Source organism: Enterobacter cloacae complex sp. IR5422 (assembly GCF_049238165.1).
Lineage (GTDB): Bacteria > Pseudomonadota > Gammaproteobacteria > Enterobacterales > Enterobacteriaceae > Enterobacter > Enterobacter roggenkampii.
In genome coordinates, this window is sequence record NZ_JBMKHT010000024.1 from 39003 (window position 1) to 62574 (window position 23572).

A 23572-nucleotide genomic window follows, 5' to 3' on the forward strand; every position below is an offset into this window, starting at 1 on the left:
TTTCGTGAATAAGGTGGTTAGTATTATTCATTTTTAAGAAATAGCAGAGTGGGCCACAATGAATCAACCGAAAAACGTGGAGAACACCATGACTTATTCCTCTGCAACACATGCCTTCTCTGTCAACCCGGCCACGGGTGAAACCCTCGCCGCGTATCCGTGGGCGACGCCGGAACAGGTTGAACGCGCGATTTCTCAGTCCGACGCGGGCTATCGCCAGTGGCGTCGCGAAAGCGTCTCCCACCGGGCGCAAAAGCTGCGCGATCTTGGCGCCGCGCTGCGTCATCGCGCTGAAGAGATGGCGCAGACGATCTCCCGAGAAATGGGCAAACCTATTCAGCAGGCGCGGGCAGAAGTGGCAAAATCCGCCGGCCTGTGCGACTGGTACGCCGAGCACGGCCCGGCGATGCTGCACGCGGAACCGACGCTGGTCGAAAACGAGAATGCGGTCATTGAATACCGTCCGCTGGGGCCGATCCTCGCGGTCATGCCGTGGAACTTCCCGCTCTGGCAGGTGCTGCGCGGCGCGGTGCCGATTCTGCTGGCAGGTAACAGCTATCTGCTCAAACACGCGCCCAACGTCCTCGGCTCGGCGGAGCTTATCGCGCAGATCTTTGCGGATGCCGGTTTCCCTGAAGGCGTGTTCGGCTGGGTAAACGCCACCAATGACGGCGTCAGCCAGGCGATTAACGATCGTCGTATTGCGGCGGTGACCGTCACCGGCAGCGTGCGTGCCGGGGCTGCCATTGGTGCTCAGGCGGGGGCCGCGCTGAAAAAATGTGTTCTCGAGCTGGGCGGCTCTGACCCGTTCATCGTCCTCAACGATGCCGACCTGGATCTTGCCGTGAAGGCGGCGGTAGCAGGCCGCTACCAGAATACCGGGCAGGTGTGCGCGGCGGCCAAACGCTTCATTGTGGAAGAGGGTATTGCGAAGACCTTTACCCAGCGCTTTGTCGACGCGGTTGCTGCGCTGAAGCTGGGCGCGCCGGACCAGGAAGAAAACTATATTGGCCCGATGGCGCGTTTTGACCTGCGCGATGAACTCCATCAGCAGGTGCAGGCGACGCTGGCGGAAGGTGCAACGCTGCTGCTGGGCGGTGAGAAAATCAGCGGTGAGGGGAATTATTACGCCCCAACCGTGCTGGCGAACGTCACCCCGGCGATGACGGCCTTCCGGCAGGAGCTGTTTGGTCCGGTCGCGGCCATTACTATCGCGAAAGACGCGGAGCATGCCCTGATGCTTGCCAACGACAGCGATTTTGGCCTGTCTGCCACGGTCTTTACCGCCAGTGATGCGCTGGCAGAGACCTTCTCCCGCGAGCTGGAGTGCGGCGGGGTGTTTATCAACGGCTTTAGCGCCAGCGATGCGCGCGTGGCCTTTGGCGGCGTGAAGAAAAGTGGCTTTGGCCGCGAACTTTCCCACTTTGGGTTGCACGAGTTCTGCAACGTGCAGACGGTGTGGAAGGATCGCGTGTAATCCCGCGATGTCGGCCCTCATCGCGAGGGCCGTTGTCATTAATCTGCAATGGTTCTGTCATTTTCATTTCGTAGACTCGCTCGCGTCTAACGCCTTGTAAATGAAGCTAATTATGAACCTAACGCAAATTTTTCGCCGTATTGCGCAGCGTCTCACTCCCCGTCACTTTGGCCTGCTGACAGGGATCTTTTGCATTATTGGCCTTTTCTCCGCGCTGCAGCTCTCCTCGTCATTCCTGCTTAACGCCTCCCTGAACGAAGCCCAGCGCAACGAGCAGCAAAACCTGCTGGCGTGGCAGCAGCAGAGCAAGCTGGATCTGGCCCGCGTCTCTCTGCTGGCGGCAAGCGATCTCCTTAACCGCTCCGGGGTGTGGTTTATGCAGGATAAAGAGACCGGATCCGACGGAAGCTGGCACAGCCTGATGGATGACGCGCAAAAGGCGCTGACGGTGTCTCAGCAGGCGTGGAAGGCCTGGCTGGCGCTGAATCCACCGAAAGACGACGCCCTGGTGAACAGCTATCAGCTCTTCTACGGCGCGATCAAAGAGCAGGCGGAAGGTCTGGTCAAAACCAATACCATCGACGCTTTTTTTGCCGTCCCGGCGCAGGCTTTTCAGACTGATTTTAACGACAACTATGCGCGCTACCAGCAGGCAAGCGAGAAGCAGGCCATGCAGGGGCGTCAGAGCCTCATGGCGCAGCTCTCTGACCTGCAAACGTTATTCCTGTTTGCCCCGTTGCTGTTAGTCGCCATTGCCGCTGTCGTCTGGTTCGGTATGTCCCGATGGGTGATTACGCCGCTGCGTCGGCTCATCGCGCATATCAACCGGCTGGCAGCAGGGGATCTCTCCGGCACGCCGCCGAACGTCATGCGCTTCAACCGGGAGATAGGGCAGCTTAGCGACAGCATTGCCACGATGCAGCACGGCCTGCAGCAGCTGGTGACGCAGGTCAGCCACGCCACGGCTACCATGGTGGAGAACATTGATTCTCTGGCGCAGGGTAACCAGAAGCTGTATCAGCAGTCGGCACGTCAGGCGAAAGAGCTTGAGGATGTGACGGCGCATATTGCGGCGCTGGAAAGCCACGTGGAAGGGAATACCGGCTATGCCAGACTCGCCAGCTCCCGGGCCGATGAAGCACGCCAGGCAGCCGTGGGCGGCGACCAGATGATGTCGACCGTAAACGCGTCTATGCAGGCGATCGTCGACCGATCGTCTGAGATGCGCGGGATCGTGGCGATGATCGACAGCGTGGCGTTTCAGACGAACATCCTGGCGCTGAATGCCGCCATTGAGGCCGCCCATGCCGGAAATCAGGGGCGCGGGTTTGCCGTCGTCGCCCGCGAGGTTGGACTGCTGGCCAGAAAGAGCAGCCACTCGACGCAGACCATTCAGGAGCTGATCAACCGTTCACTGCAGGGTATCGAAGACGGTTCCCGTGCCGTCACCCTGATGGAAGAGAATTTGCAGCAGGTCACCGGTCTGGTGGGCAATTTGAGCAGTTTGCTGAATGAGATCTCCACCGCCACGCTCAGTCAGGGAGAGCGTATTCACCTGATGACGCGTCAGCTTCAGTCGCTGAACCAGGTCTCCCGTCAGACGGACCTGCTGGTCTCTGACGCCTCGGAGGCCTCTGAGCGGCTGCAAAAGCAATCCGATCTTTTATTGCAGGCCGTTTCGCGTTTTCGTCTTAGCGCCTGACGCAATACATAAGCCTCTGTTATACTCGCAGCCCGTTTTAGCCTGAGGGCAAGGAGCAAAGTGTGGCTGCGGTCATCCATAATGAGATGTTGGACGAGATTCTGGCGCAGGTTCGTCCGTTAATTGGAAAGGGGAAGGTTGCCGACTATATTCCGGCCCTTGCCTCGGTCAGCGGGAATAAGCTGGGTATTGCTATCAGCACCATCGACGGACAGCGATTCCAGGCAGGGGATGCAACAGAACGTTTTTCCATTCAGTCCATTTCGAAAGTGCTCAGTCTGGTTGCGGCGATGCGCCAGTATGAAGAAGACGAAATCTGGCAGCGCGTGGGTAAAGATCCGTCCGGCCAGCCTTTTAATTCGCTGCTTCAGCTTGAAATCGAGCAGGGTAAACCGCGAAATCCCTTTATCAACGCCGGGGCGCTGGTGGTCTGCGATATGTTGCAGAGCCGCCTCAGCGCGCCGCGTCAGCGAATGCTGGAGATAGTACGCCAGCTCTCGGGGGTTGACGACATTGCCTACGATCCGGTGGTGGCCCGCTCGGAGTTCGAACACTCTGCCCGTAACGCGGCCATCGCGTGGCTGATGAAATCCTTCGGCAACTTCAATAACGACGTGGCGACCGTCCTGCAAAACTATTTCCACTACTGCGCCCTGAAAATGAGCTGCGTTGAGCTGGCTCAGACGTTCCTGTTCCTTGCGCATCAGGGGCATGCGCCGCACCTCGACCAGGAGGTGGTTTCTCCTCTGCAGGCGCGCCAGGTCAACGCGCTGATGGCAACCAGCGGGATGTATCAAAACGCCGGCGAGTTTGCCTGGCGCGTTGGTCTCCCGGCCAAGTCGGGCGTGGGCGGCGGAGTGGTGGCGATTGTACCGCATGAAATGGCGATTGCGGTCTGGAGCCCGGAGCTGGATGAAACCGGAAATTCGCTTGCCGGTGTCGCGGTTCTGGAGAAACTGACCCAGCGTATGGGACGTTCCGTTTACTGATGTCTGACCTGGATCCCCTTTTTTCCCGTCTGGCGCGATCGACGTTTCGCTCGCGCTTCCGCTTAGGCGATAAGGAACGGCAGTATTGCTGGGACAAAGGCCCCGATACCATTGATCAGCATGCCGCTGATTTTGTCGAAAAGCGCCTTGCCCCTGCACAACCCGCGAATGACGGCAAACAGACGCCCATGCGCGGTCACCCGGTATTTATCGCCCAGCATGCCACCGCCACCTGTTGTCGGGGCTGTCTGGCGAAATGGCATAATATTCCTCACGGTGTTCAGCTCACCGCGCAGCAGCAGCAGTATATCGTCAGCGTGATTCACCACTGGCTGGTGCTCCAGATGAACGCCTAAATTTGACGAGTTATGATCCCGTTATATTTGTGTTATAGATTCATCCTAAGTGAGCGCCGATCGTGCTGACGACCGCAATAACTGCCATAAGCTTTCATATGGAATGAAATTTAATGCGTTCTGCTCTTACCGCTTTCAGGCCGTTCCAGCCTGACACGCCGCTGCGAAATGCATCGACGATCTTTATCCTCACCACTTTGTTCTATTTTGTGGGGGCGGAATTACGTCTCGTGGAGGCCTTGTCGCTGTTCTGGCCCCTCAACGGCGTGATGGCAGGGATCTTTGCCCGCTATGTTTTTCTGAATCGCCTGCATTACTACGCGGTATCCTATGTCGCCATGCTGATGTACGACGCGGTGACGACCAACTGGGGGATAGCCTCCGTGGTGATCAACCTGTCTAACATGGTCTTTATCGTCGTGGTCGCCGTGCTGATCCAGCGTGACAGGCGGCTGATGAAGAAAACCCCGGATCCGCTTAACGCATTACGCCTGTTCAACTACTGCCTGATTGCTGCGCTGCTGTGCGCACTGCTCGGCGCGGTAGGGTCGGTCGGGATTGACAGCCACACCTTCTGGCCGCTCTTTGCCGACTGGTTTAGCGAGCAGTTCTCAACCGGCGTGCTTGTTGTGCCGTGTATGCTCACGATAGGCATGCCCGTGCGCGAATTCAGGTTACGTCTGGAGCAGCTATTACCGGTTATTGCGCTGATCGTCTCGGTGGTCGCGTCAGTCGTGATTGGCGGCGCGGGGAGCCTCTCTTTTCCACTGCCTGCGCTTATCTGGTGTGCGGTACGCTACCCATTGCCTGTGACCTGCTTGCTGACGTTTGTCACGGGCGCCATTGAAATTATTCTGGTCGCCAACTCGGTGATTAATATTGCCGTGGCGACACCGCTGACCACCCCAATGATGTTTTCTGCCCGGCTGGGTATTGCCACGATGGCGATCTGTCCGGTGCTGGTCTCCGTCAGCATGGCAGCCATTAATTCCCTGATCCGTCAGGTTTCCCTGCGGGCGGATTATGACTTTTTAACGCAGGTTTATTCGCGTTCCGGGCTTTATGAGGCGTTAAAACACGAAGAGACGCACCGCCATTCGCGTTTCCTGACCGTTATGCTGCTGGATATCGATTACTTCAAAAGCATCAACGATAACTACGGCCACGAGTGTGGCGACCGCGTGCTGGCGTCATTCGCCCGGCAGGTTCAGCAGGTGGTCGGTGAAGACGGGATGGTCGCGCGTATGGGCGGGGAAGAGTTCGCGGTGGTGGTCAACTCTGGCGACGCTCGACACGGTTATGAACTGGCGGAACGTATCAGAACTACCGTCGCTAACCATCCTTTTACATGGCGTCAGCAAACGCTCTCTCTGACGGTCAGTATTGGCCTTGGAAGCGGGAAGGCGGAGGCATGGCAGTTGACCGAGGTCTTCAACAAACTCATGACCGAAGCGGACGATTACCTCTATCGTTCAAAAAAAGCGGGTCGAAATCGTACCAGCGCCCGGGTCGCGGACGAGCATATTACTGCCGCCACCGGGCATGAAACAGAGCTGCGTTAATCGTCATAAGGCATTGACGTGAATAGCAAGTGGCTTAACAGACTGTCAGAACACTGACAATGTCACTGTTTAAGCTACGCTTTTAGTAACGCTTTACGTCAGGAGACATTATGAAAGCACCTGCAACCCCTGAAAATGAAACAGACAGACTGAACTCGCTGCGCGAATCAGGTCTGCTTGAGATCGACAATTCCCCGGCGTTTGACCGGCTTACGCGTCTGGCGAAGCGCTTCTTCCAGGTGCCGCTGGCAATGGTCAACCTCATTGATGAGCACTCGCTGATCGTGAAGTCGGCCGATGGCAAGGCGCCTGACACCGTTCCGCGTAATATCTCGTTTTGTGGCCATACGATCCTCACCGAAGCACCGCTGGTGGTAGGGGATATGCTGCAGGACGATCGTTTTGCGGATAATCCGCTGGTGGCGGGTGAACCTCGTGTGCGTTTTTATGCGGGCTTCCCGCTGCGCCTGCGTGACGGCGCCAGCGTGGGCTCGCTGTGTCTGATTGATTACGCCCCCCGTGAGTTCTCGGCGGCCGATCTTGCCGTGCTGGGAGACCTGGGCGCGCTGGCAGAAGATGAGTTTGCCGCCATCAGCGCGGCGACCACGGATGAGTTAACCGGCTTATTCAACCGCCGGGGCTTTAATCAGCTGGTGCGGTTTACGCTTTCGGTTGCCCGACGCCGGGCGGAGCCGCTGACGCTCGGCTGGCTGGATTTGGATCGCTTTAAGGAGATTAACGATCGCTACGGGCATGAAGAGGGCGATAAGGCGCTTAAAGTTATGGCGCAGCTGATGCGCAGCGCTTTCCGTGAGGCCGATATGCTGGTGCGTTTTGGCGGGGATGAGTTCGCGGTGCTGTTCGCGGATACCGACGAGCAGGGCGCCTGGATAGCCATGCAGTATCTCGCCGAGCAGGTGGAAAGCTATAACGCCCGCAAGCTTCACCCGTGGTCGCTACACTTCTCATGGGGGCTCAGTGAATTCGATCATAACGGCAACGACCTGCAGCAGTGGTTAAAAGATGCCGATGAAAAGATGTATGCCATGAAGCAGCAGCGCCAGCGCGCCCGGTGACATAATAAAAGCCTATGTCCGAACCGCTTGCGTTAATAAGTTGTTAAACCCAAAGTGAGCGTATTCAACGTAAGGAAAAACAATGAATACCTCACTGCAAATCAAAACCCTCACCCGGGAAGAGATCCTCATCCATCTTGATGCGCTGGCCGGGATCCTCGAAAACTGCGTAAACGGCGGGGCATCCGTCAGCTTTATGCTCCCTTTTAGCCTCGACAAGGCCCGTACTTTCTGGCGCGGTATTGCCGAAAGCGTCGCGCGAGGCGAGCGGCTGGTGTTTGCCTGCGTCGATGCGCAGGACGGGGTCATTGGAACGGTGCAGCTGATCGCAGACCAGCCGGAAAACCAGCCGCACCGGGCGGATGTGGCGAAGCTGCTGGTGCATGAAAAAGCGCGTCGAAAAGGGGCCGCAATGGCGCTGATGGAAGCGCTGGAGGCTGAGGCCCGGGCCAGAGACATTTCTGTGCTGGTGCTCGATACCTCCACCGGCAGCGGGGCCGAAACTTTCTACCTGCGTGCCGGCTGGCAAAAGGTTGGTGAGATCCCGCGCTACGCGCTGATGCCTGACGGCGCCATTACCGCCACCTCTGTGTTTTATAAGTTCTTATAATTATTTTGCACAACCGCACCGCGGATTGATCAAAACAGGGTTTCTGGTCGTTAAGTTTTGATAAGTTATCGTACCAATCTTATCAAGCTGTATGACTAATCATAAAAGGAACCCCCCTTGTGAACACGCTCAACCGTCGTGATTTTCCCGGTGCGCACTATCCAGAACGCATCATTCAGTTTGGTGAAGGCAATTTCCTGCGTGCGTTTGTCGACTGGCAAATTGACCTGTTAAACGAACATACCGATCTTGACGCTGGCGTGGTAATCGTTCGCCCGATTCAGAGCGACTTCCCGCCGTCGTTAAGCACTCAGGATGGGTTGTACACCACGATCGTTCGTGGCCTGAATGAGCAGGGCGAGGCGGTGAGCGAGGCCCGGCTGATCCGCTCCGTTAACCGGGAAATCAGCGTCTATGACGACTATGGCGCATTTCTGAAACTGGCTCACAATCCCGATATGCGGTTTGTCTTCTCGAACACCACCGAAGCGGGTATCAGCTACCACGCGGGTGACAGCGTCGACGATGCCCCTGCGGTGAGCTATCCGGCGAAGCTGACGCGTCTGCTGTTTGAGCGCTTTAGCCACTTCAACGGTGCGGCTGACAAGGGCTGGATCATCATTCCCTGCGAGCTGATTGACTACAACGGTGACGCACTGCGTGAACTCGTCTTACGCTATGCGCAGGAGTGGGCGCTGCCTGCCGCCTTTATGCAGTGGCTCAACGACGCCAACAGCTTCTGCTCGACGCTGGTTGACCGTATCGTGACAGGCTATCCCCGCGATGAAGCGGCCGCACTGGAGGCTGAACTGGGTTATCACGATGGGTTCCTCGACACGGCCGAACATTTTTATCTGTTTGTGATTCAGGGACCGGCATCTCTTGCGCACGAACTTCGTCTGGATAAGTACCCGTTAAACGTGCTGATTGTCGATGACATCAGGCCCTACAAAGAACGCAAGGTCGCCATTCTGAACGGCGCGCACACGGCGCTGGTGCCGGTCGCCTTCCAGGCCGGGCTGGATACGGTAGGCGAGGCGATGAATGATGCGGAGATCTGCGCGTTCGTCGAAAAAGCGATTTATCAGGAGATCATTCCGGTCCTCGATTTGCCGCGTAACGAGCTGGAATCGTTCGCCAGTGCGGTGACAGGACGTTTTCGTAATCCCTACATCAGACACCAGCTGCTCTCCATCGCGCTTAACGGTATGACCAAATACCGCACCCGCATTCTGCCGCAGCTGCTGGCAGGGCAGAAGGCAACGGGGCAATTACCGGCTCGCCTGACGTTTGCTCTGGCCGCATTGATCGCGTTTTATCGCGCGGAGCGTAACGGGGAGAGCTATCCGGTGCAGGATGATGCACGCTGGCTGGAACGTTATCAGCAGCTGTGGGCGCAGCACCGCGATCGGCAGCTTAGCACCCGTGAACTGGTGCAGTCGGTGCTCAGCGCACGCGACCACTGGGAGCAGGACTTGACGCAGGTAAGCGGTCTTGTCGACCAGGTGACGCTGGATTTGGATGCCATTCTGCTTAAGGGCATGCGCGCCGCGGTTAAACCGCTTTGCTAATGCATTCACCCGGCTTCGGCCGGGTTTGAATAGGCCCCATTTAGTTACAACATACTATGTGCTTTATTTTTAAAAAAGCACATGCAGCACCGTGCGAATTTCGCTAATCAGGGGAGAAAATGCAATGTCCCGTTAACAAGCTTGCAACGGTGACGGGGATCACGTTTAATAGCCTCGCTCTTTTCTTGCCTGAAACTCACTATGATCGTTCGTCCTAAACAGCACTGGCTACAACTGATTTTTGTCTGGCACGGTTCGGTACTTCCCAAGATCTATACCCGATTGCTGCTCAACTTCCTGCTCTCTATCGCCGTTATCCTGATGTTACCGTGGTATACCTCGCTCGGTATCAAATTTACCGTGGCGCCATTCAGCATTCTCGGCGTGGCGATCGCTATCTTTCTGGGTTTCAGAAACAACGCCTGTTATTCCCGCTACGTTGAGGCGAGGCTGCTCTGGGGGCAGTTGATGATAGCGGCACGCTCGCTGTTTCGCGAGGTAAAAAACACCTTACCCGACGATAAGCACCTCGGCGAATTTGTCCGTCTGCAGATTGCTTTCGCCAACTGTCTGCGCATGACCCTGCGCCGGGAACTGAATGCTGAGCAGCTCTCTCGTTATCTTGCTGCGGAGGATTTACGTAATGTCATGGACGCCAACTCACCGGCGAACCGTATTTTGCTGATCATGGGGGAGTGGCTGGCCGTGCGGCGGCGAAACGGGCAACTCTCAGACATTCTGTTCCATAGCCTGAACAACCGTCTGAACGACATGTCTATCGTCCTTTCCGGCTGCGAGCGCATTGCGACCACGCCGGTGCCGTTTGCCTACACGCTGATTTTGCACCGCACGGTATATCTGTTCTGCATCATGCTGCCGTTCGCGCTGGTTGTGGACCTGCACTACATGACGCCCTTTGTCTCTGCGCTGATTTCTTATACCTTTATTTCGCTGGACACCCTGGCGGAAGAGCTGGAAGACCCGTTTGGCACAGAAGATAACGACCTGCCGCTGGACGCCATCTGCAACATGATGGAACGCGATCTGCTGCAGATGAATGATGAAGAGAACATTCCGGACAGGCTGATGCCGGATAAGCACTATCAGCTGACCTGACGGGCGTTCCACTCGTCGCGGTTAATCTCCCACAGCTCGGAGTCCAGCATCCCGCTGACGTAGGCTTTCTTCTCCGTTCTGATAAGCCGCATGCCGCTACTGTCCGAAATACGACGGGAGCGGCTGTTGGCGGCGGCCTTCGGGGCCCGCAAAACGGATTTGTTTAGCGTGTTGAACCAGTAATCCGTCGCGGCAATGCTGGCTTCGCGCATATATCCGTGCCCCTGAAACTCCGGCGCGAGCCAGAACCCGCGGTTGTTATCCTCGACGTCGTACAGGCAAATAATGCCCATCAATTCATCCGGCTCCTCACGTCGCCGGATGCTCCAGAACCAGGCAATCCCTTTTGCCATATCCGGCAGCGCCACGTTGTTGACATAGTTTTCCGCGCCGTTATCCGGGTAGGGCCAGGGGACGGAAGAGACCATATAACGGACGATCTCCCAGCGCGGATACAGCGTTTGTATCTGGGCGGCATCTTCGGCAACCAGCGGTTTCAGCAGTAAGCGTTCTGTCATGAGCGTCGGTATGGTCATCCGCGGATCTCCCTTTTTAGGCGTTATGCTTTTGTTTGCGTTCTGGTATTTTCATCTATATGACGTTCTGTTTAGTTGCGTTGTAACGTATTTACTACCAAAATTTTGCTCTGCTGAGCGTTCGACTACCATCAGATTAGTTGGGCTAACTTACCTACCCACATAAGGAATAATGTATGGTTTGCCTGGAATGAATCCTGAGACCAATCTCCCCGGTTATGATTATGCGCGAATGGCAGGTTTAGGGGCTGCAGATTTCGATTTCAAAGCACTGGGTTCCGCCATGGACTGTAATCGCGAATTTGCTCAGGCCGGTGTCATTTATTCTGATGGTACTCAACGCTACCTGGTTCGCTCTGGTCAGCGTCATCCTAATGGCCAAAGTGGTAAAAACATTATCGGTACCATTCAGTCACTGGCGGTATTCTGATGAAGTTTTTGAGTTTGTTAACCGGACGGGTTTTCCAGGATCTCCTGCAACATGGTAAAGATATAGAGGAGGCTATTGCTCGTCGTGATACCCGCCTTCTGGATAATTCCACTCCCGAGCTGGAACGGTATTTTTCGCGCCCCCTCAGCGAGCTTCCGCGTCAAAATCCTTACCCGGTAGCTATGCTGTTACCTTTGTTTTTAGTGGCGTTTGCGCTAAACCTTTTGCCTTTTCTCAGCACGTTGCAGGGTTTGTCACCTTTACATCATGCATTGAGCTTTTTCTTACCATCATTGACGATGACAGGCGCGCTCATTGTGACAAGCGTACTCCTGGCTCGTGGAAAGACGTCGGGATTGTCGGGCTTTATGGCGTTGTTCATCATCCTGCTGATAACGACCCTCGTTCAGGTTCTACATGTCATGCTTTCTCATGATGGAAGCCTCTGGCCACACGTCATTGCATCTTTCGCGCTGTTACTTTGTCGGGTGGTGATGAACGGCAGCGGCTTTGTTCTGTTTACGCTCTATTGTCGTACTCAGCGTCTTGCCAGATTGGCACGGGAAATGCGGCTAAAAAGCCGTTAAAGGGGGAGGTTATGACATTACGAAAAGCCACGCCACAGGAAGCCGAAACACTCTGGAATATACGCAATCAGGCGATTCGTCACGGCTGTACAACCAGTTACGACGCTGAGGTCATTGCGCGCTGGACGCCCGATCTGATGCCCGAACGCTATCGGCAAATGGTCATTGAATACCCTTTTTACGTGGTTGAAGATGAAAAGGGCGATGTTGCGGCAACCGGCTACCTCGATCTGGATACCCATTGCCTGGAGGCGATTTTCACCTTGCCCGCAGCCTCCGGCAAAGGCATGGCGACCCGGATTATCGAGGTCCTCAAACATGAGGCCCGTAGCCGGGGGATAACCCGCCTGACGCTTGATGCAACGCCTAACGCCCAGTCGTTTTATCAGAAGCTGGGGTTTGTGACGCTGCGCGAAAACTATCATCACTCGCGTATGGCGGGGGCTGATTTACGCTGTTTTGAAATGGCGATTACTCTGTAATGTGAGGAAAACATGGCTGTTACGGTACGATCTCTATGCAAAGACGACTATTCCCAATGGCGACCGCTGTGGGACGGCTATACCCATTTTTATGATTGCTACCTTGAGGAATCCGTCACCGCAGCGACGTGGGAAAGGGCGCTCTCAGCGCATTCATCGATGTTCTGCCGGGTCGTGGAGAAGGACGAAAAGATCATCGGTTTCGCAATGTGTATTCTGCACGAAGGCACCTGGTCAACCGCGCCCATCTGCTACCTGGAAGATCTGTTTGTTGATGCTGCCGAACGCGGGACGGGGGCCGGTAAGGCGCTCATTGACGCTCTGATTGAGGAAGGCAAGCGCGAAGGGTGGTCGAAACTGTACTGGGTCACCCGGGAGAACAACCCGGCGCGTAAACTTTATGACAAATATGGTGAAGCTGACGACTACGTCCGCTACCGTCTCTCCCTCTAAGACTTCAAGGCCTGTGTTTGTATCACACTGTATCAGCGTCCCGGATACATACACAGGCTTGCAATAAACCCGCTTTCGCACATATCCGCTATACATTGAGGTGTTGTGATATCCCCGTGAATTGTACTCAACCGGAGATACCAACTTGTTCAGCAAACTTGCTTACTCAACCCTCGCACTGACCGTTTCGCTTGGCACCGTGATGTCCTGTCAGGCGGAAGCCACCGGCACGAATTTCGCGGCCGCCTTTGATCATCCCCAGCAAATTAACGCTGGCGATCTGAACGTCGGTTATGTCGACATTGGCCCGAAAGACGGTCAGCCGGTTATTTTATTGCACGGCTGGCCCTACGATATTCACAGCTATGCCGAGGTTGCACCCGTACTGGCGGCAAAAGGGTACCGGGTCATTGTGCCGTCTCTGCGCGGCTACGGTACCACGCGCTTCCTGTCAGCAAACACACCGCGCAACGGCCAGCCCTCGGCGATGGCGAAAGACATCGTTAATCTGATGGATGCCCTGAATATCAGGCAGGCGGTATTTGCAGGCTATGACTGGGGCGCCCGGACGGCGGATATCGTCGCGGCGCTGTGGCCAGAGCGCGTAAAATCACTGGTGTCGGTGAGCGGGTATCTCATCAGCAGCCAGCAGATTGGCAAACAGCCGCTGCCGCCAAAAGCAGAGCAGCAGTGGTGGTATCAGTTCTATTTCGCCACCGAGCGCGGTGCTGAAGGCTATGCCAAAAACACGCATGACTTTGCACGCTTAATCTGGTCGCAGGCCTCGCCTGACTGGAAATTCAGCGACGCGGTCTTTAACGCCAGCGCCAAATCCCTCGATAACCCGGACCACGTCGCGGTGACGCTCAGTAACTATCGTTGGCGTTTAGGGCTGGAAAAAGGCGAGCGCAAATACGACCGCTACGAGCAAAAACTGGCCACGCTGCCGAATATCACCGTACCAACGATCACCATCGAAGGCGGCAACAACGGCGCGCCGCATCCGGCACCGCAGGCCTATGCAGCTAAATTTACCGGCAAATATGAGCACCGCACCTTCGGCGCAACCGTGGGGCACAATCCGCCTCAGGAAGATCCGCAGGATTTCGTTAAGGCGGTTATCGACGCGGATAAGCTGTGAAATGTGCTATTTTCAGTACGTTACCCTTCGGTCTGGAGAGTTCGGTGGAACATATTGACCACATCCTTGTCGTCGATGACGACAGGGATATTCGTGAACTGATTGTCGACTATCTCGTTAAGTCCGGTTATCGCGCCTCCGGCGCGGCGAACGGCAAAGAGATGCGTGCCGTGCTGGATAAACAGCATATCGACCTGGTGGTGCTGGATATCATGATGCCCGGTGACGACGGCCTTACGCTGTGTCGAGAGCTGCGCGTCGGGAAGTATAAAGATTTGCCCATTCTGATGCTGACCGCGCGCAACGAGGAGACGGACAGAATCCTGGGGCTGGAGATGGGGGCGGATGATTACGTCGTGAAGCCGTTTGTCGCGCGTGAACTGCTGGCGCGCATTAAAGCGATTTTACGGCGTTTTCGCACAATGCCGCCCAATTTACAGGTAACGGAAGCAGGGCGGCTGGTGATGTTCGGTGAATGGCAGCTCGATACCGTCGCTCGCCACTTAATCGACCCGGAAGGGGTGATCGTCGCGCTCAGCGGAGCGGAGTATCGTCTGCTGCGCGTTTTCCTTGACCATCCGCAGCGCGTGCTGACCCGAGACCAATTGCTCAACCTGACGCAGGGGCGAGACGCCGAGCTGTTTGAACGCTCAATCGACCTGCTGGTTAGCCGGGTTCGCCAGCGTCTCAATGAAGATGCCCGCACGCCCGCCTATATCAAAACCGTGCGCAGCGAAGGCTACGTCTTTACGATGCCGGTGACCATCAAAGAGGTTAACGAATGACGATCTGGCCGCGCTCGCTGCTGGCCCGTTTGCTGCTCGTCGTGCTGGCCGGTCTGCTGCTGGCTAACGCGCTGAGCCTGACGCTGGTCATGGTTGAACGCATGCACAGCGCCCGCACGGTGATGCTCGGTAATCTGGAAAACGATGTCGCAACCAGCGTCGCCATTTTAGACCGCTTACCGGCCAGCGAACGCGCCGCCTGGCTGCCGCGGCTTGAACGAGGTAACTATCGTTATATCCTGGGCACAGGGGAACCCGGCGAAGCGCCGACGGATAAGCGTTCGCAGGACGCCATCAGAACCTTAAAAGCGACGCTGGCCGCGCATTACCCGCTTCGCTTTACCGCCGTTCCTGGCGCCATTTCACATATTCAGGCCCACCTTACGTTACGTGATGGCGCACCGCTGACCATTGACCTGATCCCACGCATGCCGCCCGTCGCCAGCTGGCTCCCGGTCGTCCTCATCCTGCAGCTGCTCGTGCTGGCCGTCTGCGCCTGGATCGCCGTGCGGCAGGTGGTACGGCCTTTTTCACACTTTACCCGCGCGGTGGATGCGCTGGATCCGGCGGCCAGCACGCCTATGACGGAAAAAGGGCCGCTTGAGGTGCAGCGGGCAGCGCATGCCTTCAACGTCATGCAGGCGCGCATACAGTCTTATCTCCGGGAACGCGCGCAGATCCTGGCCTCGATTTCTCACGATCTCCAGACGCCCATTACCCGCATGAAGCTGCGCGTCGAAATGGCCGGAGAGCCTGAACTTCGCGACAAGCTCCTGAACGACCTTGATAATATGTCTCGTCTGGTACGGGAGGGCATTGCGTATGCCCGGTCATCGGAATCACTGGAGGAGACGTCACTGAAGCTGGAGCTGAACGCCTGGATCAACAGCATCGCCTGCGATTATCAGGACATCGGTAAAAACGTGCACTTTCAGGCAAGCGAAACCCGCTTGCCCATCGTCACGCGGCCGCAGGCGCTTCGCCGGGTGATGACCAACCTGCTGGATAACGCCCTCAAATTCGGCGAGCGTGCTGCGATTGCGATAGACGTTTCGTCGGACAGCGAGGTCATTATTCACATTATGGACGACGGACCGGGAATACCCGAAGCCGAGCTGGAGGCGGTTCTGCAGCCGTTTTATCGGGTTGAAACCTCGCGTAACCGCGATACCGGCGGGACAGGACTCGGCTTGGCGATTGCCGCGCAGCTGACCGCACAGCTGGAAGGAAAACTCAGGCTGGCGAACCGCGCCGGGGGCGGACTGGATGTCGCCATTACGCTACCGCGTCGTTCGTAGAATTGTACGGCTTTGTATCTCCCGGCCTGGGCGATACAGAGCCAGACAAAACCCACGCGTTTACACATACCCTGAACACATCCGCACGATGAAATAGCCTCACTGCAGTGTCGCAGGACATGTCATGTGAGGTCACTATGTTTCTGGTAATCGCTTTTCTGGGCGGGATGATAAGCCTGCTCAGCCCATGTACGCTCCCGGTTATTCCACTCCTGTTCGCCGGTTTCCAGGGGCAGCGTCGGCATATTCTGGCCCTGCTTGCGGGGATGATCGTGATGTTCACTCTGGTGGCAATGGTCGTCACCGTCGCCAGCGAGTGGATAACAGAGGCAACCATTGTCGGGCGCTGGATCGCGCTCGTCATTCTGGCCACCGCCGCGCTGGCCTTGATTTTCCCGTCTTTCGCCCAGCGTATTGCGGGACCGGCCGTCAGCGCGGGAAATGTTCTCAACAGCCGTAGCGGGCAAACGCGCGGAATGGCATCGGCTTTTCTGGCCGGGCTAGCGGTTGGGCTGCTCTGGTCTCCCTGCGCCGGGCCTATTCTGGGCGCGATTTTCAGCATTAATATTGCGGGGCATTCGGCCATCGCCACAGGCGCACTGCTTGCCGCCTATGGCAGCGGATGCGCGCTGATGCTGGGTCTACTCGTGTTCGGCGGACGCTCGCTGATGGCACCACTGAGAGCAAAATCGGCGCTAATGGCGAAGTTGCGTCAGGGTGCGGGGGTGGCGATGTTAGCCGCAGTCGTCCTGAACGCGACGGGGATGACTTCGCTACTGAAAGGGGCAAACGGCGTCGCGGACCGTCTTGAGACGGCGCTCTTGAATCTGGCGAAACCTGCCACCGCGCCGGTGAAGCTCCAGCCGGTAGTCATGACAGAGCCCAGCAGCCAGCTGCCTTCGCTAAGCGGTGGAACAGGGTGGATAAACGGTGACCCTGTCACGTCTGAATCGTTACGGGGAAAGGTTGTACTGATTGATTTCTGGACGTGGGACTGCATTAATTGCCAGCATACGCTCCCCCATGTGCGGGAGTGGGCCACAAAGTACCAGCCGCAAGGTCTGGTGGTGATTGGCGTTCACACCCCGGAATATCCCTGGGAGAAACCGCTGTCGTCGGTTAAAAATGCGGTGAAGAAATGGCAACTGCCGTATCGGGTGGTGACGGATAACAACTATCAAATCTGGAATGCGTTCGGCAACCAGTACTGGCCAGCACATTACTATTTTGATGCCAAAGGGCAGCTGCGCTATACCGCCTTTGGCGAAGGTGACTATGAGCAACAGGAAAAGGTTATCCAGCAGCTGCTCAAAGAAGCCCGCTCATAATCGGATCAGGGCTGGCGTTGAGCCACGATAAACAACCTTGGAAAAGCCAGCAGTATCTGCCCGTTTTCCTGGAGCGGATACTGCTCTTCCAGCAGTTCATGGTAGCGTTTCAGGAACCGTTTCTGCTCGCTCTCGTTCAGTTCCTGAAGCCAGGGGCGCAGGCCGGTGGCGCTTACCCAGTCAATAATCGCCTGATGAGAGCTCATTTTGTGATAATAGGTTGTCCGCCAGATATCCACGTCACAGCCAGCTTCCGACAGAATATCGTAATAAGCGTGTACGCCCGGCAGCGGTTCGCGGCCACGATCTGGGTAGTCTTGCTCCAGCGCCACTTCACGCATCGCCACATGGGTGGGTTCCAGCCAGTTATCAGGCATCTGGATCGCCAGCACGCCATTTAGCTTAAGCAGGGAGACTAGATGCGGCAGGAGATCGTAATGGTCCGGAATCCATTGCAGCGACGCGTTGGCATAAATCAGGCTCAGCGGCTGGCCGGGCGTGTACTGACGAATATCGGCCTCTACAAAATGGCAATCGGGTAAGGCGGCGCGTGCTTCCTCGAGCATGGCAGGGGAGTTATCGACCCCGGTGATGTGAGCAGAAGGCCAACGATGCTTCAACAGCGCGGTGCTGTTTCCCGGTCCGCAGCCCAAATCCGCGATGGTAGCGGCCTCATCCAGAGGAACTCTGGCGAGCAGTTCTGCGGCCGGACGCGTTCTTTCTGCGCCAAATTGCAGGTAAAGAGAAGGGTTCCAGTCGGCCATTATCAATTCTCCGTTTTGCATGTTTCTGCAAGAATAGCACAGGCAGATGCCTGCAAAGCGGTATTGGCGAGGGTGTTTGGCCAGATGAAGCCAGCAGAGTCAGAAAATGAGGAGAGGTGCAAAAAATAATAAAACGGAAATATTACCCCTTAAAAGATTAAGGGGCAATACATTTATTGTAATTATTTTATGATTATTGTTTTTTAATATTTTATCGGCAAAGTGCTTCTTATGCTCTGTACCCGAAACTTTAAATATTAGATAATCATCGATGGGTATATCCCTGGTGTTTCGTAGGTCTTTGACCTCCTGGCCGCTTAGTTTTGCGAGAACTTCGTGGTCAGGTACTTTTTAAGTATAGGGAATATGCGGCACAATGAAAGCTGTCCTAAAAGACAGGTGATAATAGTTTCAGGTGTTATTATCAGGAACAAGAGCATGAATTCTGTCATTGAATTTTTTTTACACGACTACGATGATTTACCCCCAGCATTAGCGCGCGAACTTTACCGACTCCGGAGAAAAACGTTTCGGGACCGACTCGACTGGAAAGTGGAATGCGTCGAAGGTATGGAGAAGGATCAATTTGATTCCCATAACACGACATATTTACTGGGTATGTATGATGGACAGCTGTTATGCGGCGCACGATTTATTAACGCAACGCAACCCACAATGATAAGCGAAATTTTTCATAATTATTTCGACAACCCCATTATTTTTCCCGCAGATGTCCCTTGTTGTGAAGTGAGCCGTTTATTTTTAGATAAAGAAATACGAGATTCCGCAAGTCTGCATGGCGTGCCCGCCAGTAAAGCATTGTTTCTTGCAATGAATATTTATTGCATGAAGAACAAATATCATGGAATGTATGCTGTAGCCAGTCGTGGAATGTATGCCATATTTCGCCATGCGAACTGGAAAGTTGAAGTTATTCAGCGTGGTGTTTCTGAAAAAGGCGAGGTTATTTACTATATTTATATGCCCGCCAGCACCAGCATTATTGAAGACATTATTAGCAAAGACAAATCCAGTCACTGGCTTCGCGAAATGCTCGAGCACTTACGCCATTTATAACCAGTGGCTGAGGCTCAGTCCTCCAGTAACCGGAGTTCCGTTCCAAGTTTTATTGCGTGCCTTGCATTATTCACGCCGAGCTTTTTCATGATGTTGCCCATATGGAATTTAACGGTGCGCTCAGCAATAGACAATATAACAGAAATTTCTGCGTACGTTTTTCCGGCGCTGACCCATTTAAGGATTTGGCGCTCACGTGGCGACAGGAAAACATTCTTTTTCTGCTGATGCTGACTATACAGATTGAGTGTCTTCTGGTGTAACTGAACAAGGAAGCGTAGAAAATGCGGCCGATATTTTTCAATGTCAATCCCAGAATGCTTAGGACTGATGACGGATAAGACAACAAGGTTATTCAAATAGTCATGCAGAGGAAACGTCTGTCCCTGATAAATATCATACTGGACACTTTCGTCGAAAATACGCGTCAGGTTATAACCATCTGACAGGACAACATCACTTTCCCAGAAAAAATCTTCCACACAGCGCAAAGCCCGAATGATAACAGGGTCAATGAACTGATATTTTTTTTCAAGGTAGATAGTAAACCACTCTGGACTGTTATTGATTATCCTCATCTGTGAGGGATCTTTCTTGTTCATAATGGCGTAGGCGAAGACGATCCCTTTGAAGTCCTCAAAAAACGCGTCCAGCTCACTCTGAATTTGCGTATTGATCGTTAAGTCGTTGTAATATGTATCCTTCACGTGAGTTGCTGCCTCCTGTACGAGTGGAGGAGCAAGTATAATATGCTTCGTTATCTGTAGCGAGTCGCATTTTAATCCAGTCAACAGATAAGACAGGCTGCCTCAACTGGCAGCCTCGTGAACGTTTGGGATTTTTGAATGGTAAATGCAGATGACTTAGGGAATTGTTGATGTTTTTATCGAATTTCGAAATCGTTCACTAAATATAGTAGGCTGCAAAATTTAGGAGGTTTTACCCTTTTCCCTCAGGTTCATACAAATTGAAATCAGGATTTAAACCAGTGGGTTACATAATGCCTTTCAGGGCAATATGATAAAGCAGCATGATGGTTTTACCGTCGACAATCCTGCCGGTTTCAATGCGGCGTAATGCCTCTTCAAGCGTCATTTCCAGCACGTCGATATCTTCTCCCTCAGCCTTGATCCCGCCGCCGGCGCCGGTTCTGTCTTTCGGCTGATACTCGGCAAGATAAAAATAGAGTTTTTCCGTGACAGAGCCCGGGCTCATATAGGCTTCAAAGATTTTCTCTACGCGCGTAACGTGGAATCCGGTCTCTTCTTCCGCTTCTGCTTTGATGCGGCTTTCAGGATCCATGTTGTCCAGCAATCCCGCCGCCGCTTCAATTAAATCGTCCTCATGGCCGTTGATAAAAACAGGGAAGCGGAACTGGCGCGTCAGGATGACCGTCTTTTTCTCACGGTTGTAGAGAAGAATCGTCGCGCCGTTGCCACGGTCATAGACTTCCCGCTGTTGCCGCTGCCATTCGCCATCACGGCGCTGCAGGTCGAAGGTGTATTTTTTAAGGATGTACCAGTTATCTGACAGGGTTTCACTGTTAATGATGCGCACATCTGCACGTTTTGATTGCACGATTGTTCCTCCTTACGTAGAGTAATACTCATAAACAGCAACATCATGCACTTTCAAGGTTAAACATGCAACATCAGGAAAACAGGATGCTCACTCGTCAGCGAAAACAATTGATCCTTCAAAAGCTGAGTGCCGAAGGTCAGGTCCAGTCAAAAGCGCTGAGCATTCTTTTCGACGTCTCTGAAGACACTATCCGGCGCGATCTCCGCGAGCTGGCGGCAGAAGGGCGTTTGCAGCGTGTTCACGGCGGCGCACTACCGTCATCTTCCGCAATTGCTCCGTTTGCCGAACGGCAATCCGTGAAGATGGATGCAAAAAAAAGGGTGGCCCGGAAAGGGGCCCAGCTGATTTCATCAGGCCAGGTGGTGATTATCGACGGTGGCACGACAACCTCGGAGCTGATTACCTTTTTCCCGCCTGACTTGCGCATCACCGTGGTGACGCACAGCCCGAGTATTGCTCTGGGGCTTGTTGATCATCCTGCCATTGAGGTGATTTTGATCGGCGGACGGTTGTATAAACACTCGATTGTTGCGGTCGGCGCGGCGGCCATCGAAGGCATAGAGAATATTCATGCAGATCTGTTCTTTATGGGCGTGACTGGTATTCATCCGGATGCGGGGCTGACAACCGGCGATTTCGAAGAGGCATGCATCAAACGTGCATTTTCCGGCAGAGCCGCGGAAACGGTCGTTCTGGCGTCTTCGGAAAAGATCAACACCGCGTCGTCGTTTGTGATTGGCGATGTATCATCAGTGAATACCATCATCGTTGAAGACGGTACAGATAAGGAGTGGATCCGCGCGGTATCGGAAAAGGGGGTATCCGTCGTGCTGACCTCAGATCGTGACAGCCTCTGACAGCCAGCGACTGGCTGTCAGGATTTAGCGTCTAAAATGTTCTCAAGCGAAATATTTGGGCTACCGACTTTGCGGCGTATGGCATACGGCTTCGATGTTATGACCATCAGGCGAGATGACAAAAGCGGCATAGTAATTTTCACCATAGGAACGTAGCCCCGGCTCACCGTTATCACGTCCGCCAGCGCCCAGCGCGGCATGGTAAAAATCATCTACCTGCTGACGGGTCTTGGCCACAAACGCCAGATGCAGAGGCGCCGGTTTGTCATTTGTCTGGAAAAGGCAAAGCGAAACGTCGCCAGAGCTCATCTCAACACCATAATCCGGCGCGCCTTCATCGACGAGTTCAACACCAAGCGGACGAAGCGCCTCGAGGAAGAAGGTTTTACTTTTTTCATAATCGCTGACGCCAAATTTCACATGATCAAACATTATCGACTCCTTGAAAGCGATAGAGAAATGAAGAGTATAGAAGGTGGCAGGAGTCGAATATGAGCACAGGTGCGTCTATGTGACAGATATCTCGTTACATAGCAGACTGTTTCCGTCCAACAAATGTCCAGCGAAGGTAATCGTAAATCCAGTTAAACAGCATCGTGTACGGCAGGAAAAACAGTACCAAACCAATCTCAACAAAAAATGCCTCCGTCATCGTTAAATGCAGCATCACCATGGCCACAGGAATTAACGTGATGATAAGTCCGGCTTCGAAACAGGCCGCATGGAGCGCGCGGACGAGGAACGTTCTTTCAAACTGGTATTTTTTCTGAAGAGCGTCAAAGAATTTGTTAAACACAAAATTCCAGGCCGTGGCGGTAAGCGCGGATATCACGGACAACGAGCCAGACTGGAGTACCGACACGTTCATCAGCCAGGCAAGCGACAGCGCGATGATAATGTTGGCCGTGACTTCAAAAATGACCGCGTGGAAAATCCTTTCTCTAAAGCTTTTATCTAATTCAATTTCCATAAGTTTACGGCAGCAGTGGGCAAAGGCTGAAGTATATCAAACGTCTTTCAACCATGTGTAAACGTAGACGTTGGGTCGTGCGGGGCCTCGACACAAATCATGCCTGAAAAGGTGGCTTCACATGATTCAATGGACCAGGTCAATCATGACCGCAGAAATGCAGATTTTGCCTCCACTTACGTTAGTGCGCATAATGTATATTATGTTAAATTGCATTTATTGGTCTATTCTCCATGGTGCTCTCATGCAGCTACACAAATTAGTACGTTGGTGTCCTCCCTTCTCGATAAAATCCACTGTCGATGACAAACCTTTTGAGAAAAACTCACAGCACCATTCGATAGCACATGCTGGTACCCTTCATGCCAGTGCAATAACCTGTCGCATACAGAATTGCTGGCAATAAAAGAAGGAACACAGAATGAAGTATGTGAATCTGGGTCGTAGCGGTTTGCAAGTCTCCCGTCTTTGCCTCGGTTGTATGAGCTATGGTGAACCTGAACGCCTGCCTCAACCCTGGTCCCTGGATGAAAAAGCGTCACGGCCACTCATCCGTCAGGCGCTTGAAGCAGGCATTAATTTTTTTGATACCGCGAATATCTACTCGGGCGGAAGTTCTGAAGAGATCACAGGAAAAGCGCTGAGAGAAATGGCCAGACGCGACGAGATCGTTGTGGCGACAAAGACCTTCTTTCCATGGCGCAACTCACCCAATACCGGGTTTCTTTCCCGCAAGGCCATTTTTCAGTCTATTGACGATAGCCTGATGCGCTTAGGTATGGATTATGTGGATCTCTTTCAGATTCACCGCTTTGACCACTCTA

The 23572-nt window shown here is 54.2% G+C and carries 26 protein-coding genes; 20 read left to right on the plus strand and 6 right to left on the minus strand.

Annotation, left to right across the window (positions count from 1 at the left end; genetic code table 11):
* The first annotated feature begins 88 nt into the window (after positions 1–88).
* The 9 genes from sad to ACOTXT_RS13335 all read left to right on the plus strand — a co-directional run bounded on the left by sad (position 89) and on the right by ACOTXT_RS13335 (position 10459).
* A complete protein-coding gene (sad, locus tag ACOTXT_RS13295) occupies positions 89–1477 on the plus strand; it encodes a succinate-semialdehyde dehydrogenase (protein WP_333164240.1) in 1389 nt (462 codons plus the stop codon).
* Positions 1478–1589: 112 nt separating this feature from the next.
* Positions 1590–3179: a methyl-accepting chemotaxis protein gene (locus ACOTXT_RS13300; RefSeq protein ID WP_333164237.1), complete on the plus strand. Its 1590-nt coding sequence runs from the start codon at positions 1590–1592 to the stop codon at positions 3177–3179.
* A 62-nt stretch (positions 3180–3241) separates the two neighbouring features.
* A complete protein-coding gene (gene glsB / locus ACOTXT_RS13305) occupies positions 3242–4168 on the plus strand; it encodes a glutaminase B (protein ID WP_333164234.1) in 927 nt (308 codons plus the stop codon).
* Positions 4168–4524 carry a DUF4186 domain-containing protein gene (locus tag ACOTXT_RS13310; protein ID WP_021242499.1) on the plus strand — a complete coding sequence of 119 codons (357 nt, stop codon included), beginning with the start codon at positions 4168–4170 and terminating at the stop codon, positions 4522–4524. Before glsB ends, ACOTXT_RS13310 begins: the two co-directional genes overlap by 1 nt.
* 113 nt (positions 4525–4637) lie before the next feature.
* Positions 4638–6086 (plus strand): GGDEF domain-containing protein, encoded by a 1449-nt coding sequence (locus ACOTXT_RS13315; RefSeq protein ID WP_333164231.1) that lies wholly within the window; start codon positions 4638–4640, stop codon positions 6084–6086.
* Positions 6087–6196: 110 nt separating this feature from the next.
* Positions 6197–7162: a sensor domain-containing diguanylate cyclase gene (locus ACOTXT_RS13320; RefSeq protein WP_023344142.1), complete on the plus strand. Its 966-nt coding sequence runs from the start codon at positions 6197–6199 to the stop codon at positions 7160–7162.
* Between the two features lie 82 nt (positions 7163–7244).
* Entirely contained in the window at positions 7245–7772 is a 528-nt protein-coding gene (locus tag ACOTXT_RS13325; protein WP_039025068.1) for a GNAT family N-acetyltransferase, read from the plus strand.
* Positions 7773–7891: 119 nt separating this feature from the next.
* Complete coding sequence (locus ACOTXT_RS13330) at positions 7892–9343, plus strand: tagaturonate reductase (RefSeq protein WP_333164228.1); 1452 nt, start codon at positions 7892–7894, stop codon at positions 9341–9343.
* Positions 9344–9544: 201 nt separating this feature from the next.
* The gene (locus ACOTXT_RS13335; protein ID WP_008503207.1) at positions 9545–10459 is read left to right on the plus strand and encodes a bestrophin family protein; all 915 of its coding nucleotides are present in this window, start codon (positions 9545–9547) and stop codon (positions 10457–10459) included.
* Here ACOTXT_RS13335 and ACOTXT_RS13340 read toward each other — a convergent pair.
* On the minus strand, positions 10447–10995 hold the full coding sequence (locus tag ACOTXT_RS13340; protein WP_333164224.1) for a GNAT family N-acetyltransferase: 549 nt from the start codon (positions 10993–10995) through the stop codon (positions 10447–10449). The genes ACOTXT_RS13335 and ACOTXT_RS13340 overlap by 13 nt on opposite strands.
* 172 nt (positions 10996–11167) lie before the next feature.
* Here ACOTXT_RS13340 and ACOTXT_RS13345 point away from each other — a divergent pair, with 172 nt between their 5' ends.
* The 8 genes from ACOTXT_RS13345 (at position 11168) to ACOTXT_RS13380 (ending at position 17499) form a co-directional block, all read left to right on the plus strand.
* The gene (locus tag ACOTXT_RS13345) at positions 11168–11425 is read left to right on the plus strand and encodes a hypothetical protein (RefSeq protein ID WP_333164221.1); all 258 of its coding nucleotides are present in this window, start codon (positions 11168–11170) and stop codon (positions 11423–11425) included.
* A complete protein-coding gene (locus ACOTXT_RS13350) occupies positions 11425–12012 on the plus strand; it encodes a hypothetical protein (RefSeq protein WP_023292418.1) in 588 nt (195 codons plus the stop codon). The genes ACOTXT_RS13345 and ACOTXT_RS13350 overlap by 1 nt, the downstream gene beginning before the upstream one ends.
* Positions 12013–12023: 11 nt before the next feature.
* Positions 12024–12494, plus strand: coding sequence for a GNAT family N-acetyltransferase (locus ACOTXT_RS13355; RefSeq protein ID WP_063418577.1), 471 nt, complete (start codon positions 12024–12026; stop codon positions 12492–12494).
* Between the two features lie 12 nt (positions 12495–12506).
* Complete coding sequence (locus ACOTXT_RS13360; protein ID WP_333164218.1) at positions 12507–12947, plus strand: GNAT family N-acetyltransferase; 441 nt, start codon at positions 12507–12509, stop codon at positions 12945–12947.
* Between the two features lie 145 nt (positions 12948–13092).
* On the plus strand, positions 13093–14088 hold the full coding sequence (locus ACOTXT_RS13365; RefSeq protein WP_063435468.1) for an alpha/beta fold hydrolase: 996 nt from the start codon (positions 13093–13095) through the stop codon (positions 14086–14088).
* A gap of 44 nt (positions 14089–14132) precedes the next feature.
* On the plus strand, positions 14133–14873 hold the full coding sequence (locus tag ACOTXT_RS13370; protein ID WP_008503213.1) for a response regulator: 741 nt from the start codon (positions 14133–14135) through the stop codon (positions 14871–14873).
* A complete protein-coding gene (locus ACOTXT_RS13375; RefSeq protein WP_333164215.1) occupies positions 14870–16171 on the plus strand; it encodes an ATP-binding protein in 1302 nt (433 codons plus the stop codon). The genes ACOTXT_RS13370 and ACOTXT_RS13375 overlap by 4 nt, the downstream gene beginning before the upstream one ends.
* Positions 16172–16308: 137 nt before the next feature.
* A complete protein-coding gene (locus ACOTXT_RS13380) occupies positions 16309–17499 on the plus strand; it encodes a cytochrome c biogenesis protein/redoxin (RefSeq protein ID WP_063418582.1) in 1191 nt (396 codons plus the stop codon).
* Between the two features lie 5 nt (positions 17500–17504).
* On the opposite strand, the gene tam is transcribed toward ACOTXT_RS13380, so the two are convergent.
* A complete protein-coding gene (gene tam, locus ACOTXT_RS13385) occupies positions 17505–18263 on the minus strand; it encodes a trans-aconitate 2-methyltransferase (protein WP_047748916.1) in 759 nt (252 codons plus the stop codon).
* A gap of 438 nt (positions 18264–18701) precedes the next feature.
* On the opposite strand from tam, the gene ACOTXT_RS13390 reads away from it, so the two are divergent.
* Positions 18702–19340 (plus strand): acyl-homoserine-lactone synthase, encoded by a 639-nt coding sequence (locus tag ACOTXT_RS13390; RefSeq protein ID WP_032674790.1) that lies wholly within the window; start codon positions 18702–18704, stop codon positions 19338–19340.
* Positions 19341–19354: 14 nt separating this feature from the next.
* Here ACOTXT_RS13390 and ACOTXT_RS13395 read toward each other — a convergent pair whose 3' ends face one another.
* Together ACOTXT_RS13395 and ACOTXT_RS13400 are read right to left on the minus strand one after the other, a co-directional pair.
* Positions 19355–20047: a helix-turn-helix transcriptional regulator gene (locus tag ACOTXT_RS13395; RefSeq protein ID WP_008503218.1), complete on the minus strand. Its 693-nt coding sequence runs from the start codon at positions 20045–20047 to the stop codon at positions 19355–19357.
* Between the two features lie 286 nt (positions 20048–20333).
* On the minus strand, positions 20334–20918 hold the full coding sequence (locus ACOTXT_RS13400; protein ID WP_214574302.1) for an NUDIX domain-containing protein: 585 nt from the start codon (positions 20916–20918) through the stop codon (positions 20334–20336).
* Between the two features lie 86 nt (positions 20919–21004).
* Here ACOTXT_RS13400 and ACOTXT_RS13405 point away from each other — a divergent pair, with 86 nt between their 5' ends.
* Positions 21005–21778 (plus strand): DeoR/GlpR family DNA-binding transcription regulator, encoded by a 774-nt coding sequence (locus ACOTXT_RS13405; protein ID WP_333164209.1) that lies wholly within the window; start codon positions 21005–21007, stop codon positions 21776–21778.
* Between the two features lie 60 nt (positions 21779–21838).
* On the opposite strand, the gene ACOTXT_RS13410 is transcribed toward ACOTXT_RS13405, so the two are convergent.
* Both ACOTXT_RS13410 and ACOTXT_RS13415 read right to left on the minus strand, forming a co-directional pair.
* Complete coding sequence (locus tag ACOTXT_RS13410; RefSeq protein WP_179367272.1) at positions 21839–22210, minus strand: VOC family protein; 372 nt, start codon at positions 22208–22210, stop codon at positions 21839–21841.
* 94 nt (positions 22211–22304) lie between these two features.
* Positions 22305–22748 carry a PACE efflux transporter gene (locus tag ACOTXT_RS13415; protein WP_021242481.1) on the minus strand — a complete coding sequence of 148 codons (444 nt, stop codon included), beginning with the start codon at positions 22746–22748 and terminating at the stop codon, positions 22305–22307.
* A 421-nt stretch (positions 22749–23169) separates the two neighbouring features.
* On the opposite strand from ACOTXT_RS13415, the gene ACOTXT_RS13420 reads away from it, so the two are divergent.
* A partial coding sequence (locus tag ACOTXT_RS13420; RefSeq protein ID WP_421625324.1) for an aldo/keto reductase occupies positions 23170–23572 on the plus strand: 403 nt, incomplete at its 3' end.

Excerpts from the sequence above, each read along its gene's own strand:
- sad (WP_333164240.1), top strand. The coding sequence starts at position 89 with ATGACTTATTCCTCTGCAACACATGCCTTCTCTGTCAACCCGGCCACG.
- ACOTXT_RS13300 (WP_333164237.1), top strand. The coding sequence starts at position 1,590 with ATGAACCTAACGCAAATTTTTCGCCGTATTGCGCAGCGTCTCACTCCC.
- ACOTXT_RS13310 (WP_021242499.1), top strand. The coding sequence starts at position 4,168 with ATGTCTGACCTGGATCCCCTTTTTTCCCGTCTGGCGCGATCGACGTTT.
- ACOTXT_RS13315 (WP_333164231.1), top strand. The coding sequence starts at position 4,638 with ATGCGTTCTGCTCTTACCGCTTTCAGGCCGTTCCAGCCTGACACGCCG.
- ACOTXT_RS13320 (WP_023344142.1), top strand. The coding sequence starts at position 6,197 with ATGAAAGCACCTGCAACCCCTGAAAATGAAACAGACAGACTGAACTCG.
- ACOTXT_RS13325 (WP_039025068.1), top strand. The coding sequence starts at position 7,245 with ATGAATACCTCACTGCAAATCAAAACCCTCACCCGGGAAGAGATCCTC.
- ACOTXT_RS13335 (WP_008503207.1), top strand. The coding sequence starts at position 9,545 with ATGATCGTTCGTCCTAAACAGCACTGGCTACAACTGATTTTTGTCTGG.
- ACOTXT_RS13340 (WP_333164224.1), bottom strand. The coding sequence starts at position 10,995 with ATGACCATACCGACGCTCATGACAGAACGCTTACTGCTGAAACCGCTG.
- ACOTXT_RS13345 (WP_333164221.1), top strand. The coding sequence starts at position 11,168 with ATGTATGGTTTGCCTGGAATGAATCCTGAGACCAATCTCCCCGGTTAT.
- ACOTXT_RS13350 (WP_023292418.1), top strand. The coding sequence starts at position 11,425 with ATGAAGTTTTTGAGTTTGTTAACCGGACGGGTTTTCCAGGATCTCCTG.
- ACOTXT_RS13355 (WP_063418577.1), top strand. The coding sequence starts at position 12,024 with ATGACATTACGAAAAGCCACGCCACAGGAAGCCGAAACACTCTGGAAT.
- ACOTXT_RS13360 (WP_333164218.1), top strand. The coding sequence starts at position 12,507 with ATGGCTGTTACGGTACGATCTCTATGCAAAGACGACTATTCCCAATGG.
- ACOTXT_RS13375 (WP_333164215.1), top strand. The coding sequence starts at position 14,870 with ATGACGATCTGGCCGCGCTCGCTGCTGGCCCGTTTGCTGCTCGTCGTG.
- ACOTXT_RS13380 (WP_063418582.1), top strand. The coding sequence starts at position 16,309 with ATGTTTCTGGTAATCGCTTTTCTGGGCGGGATGATAAGCCTGCTCAGC.
- tam (WP_047748916.1), bottom strand. The coding sequence starts at position 18,263 with ATGGCCGACTGGAACCCTTCTCTTTACCTGCAATTTGGCGCAGAAAGA.
- ACOTXT_RS13390 (WP_032674790.1), top strand. The coding sequence starts at position 18,702 with ATGAATTCTGTCATTGAATTTTTTTTACACGACTACGATGATTTACCC.
- ACOTXT_RS13405 (WP_333164209.1), top strand. The coding sequence starts at position 21,005 with ATGCTCACTCGTCAGCGAAAACAATTGATCCTTCAAAAGCTGAGTGCC.
- ACOTXT_RS13410 (WP_179367272.1), bottom strand. The coding sequence starts at position 22,210 with ATGTTTGATCATGTGAAATTTGGCGTCAGCGATTATGAAAAAAGTAAA.
- ACOTXT_RS13415 (WP_021242481.1), bottom strand. The coding sequence starts at position 22,748 with ATGGAAATTGAATTAGATAAAAGCTTTAGAGAAAGGATTTTCCACGCG.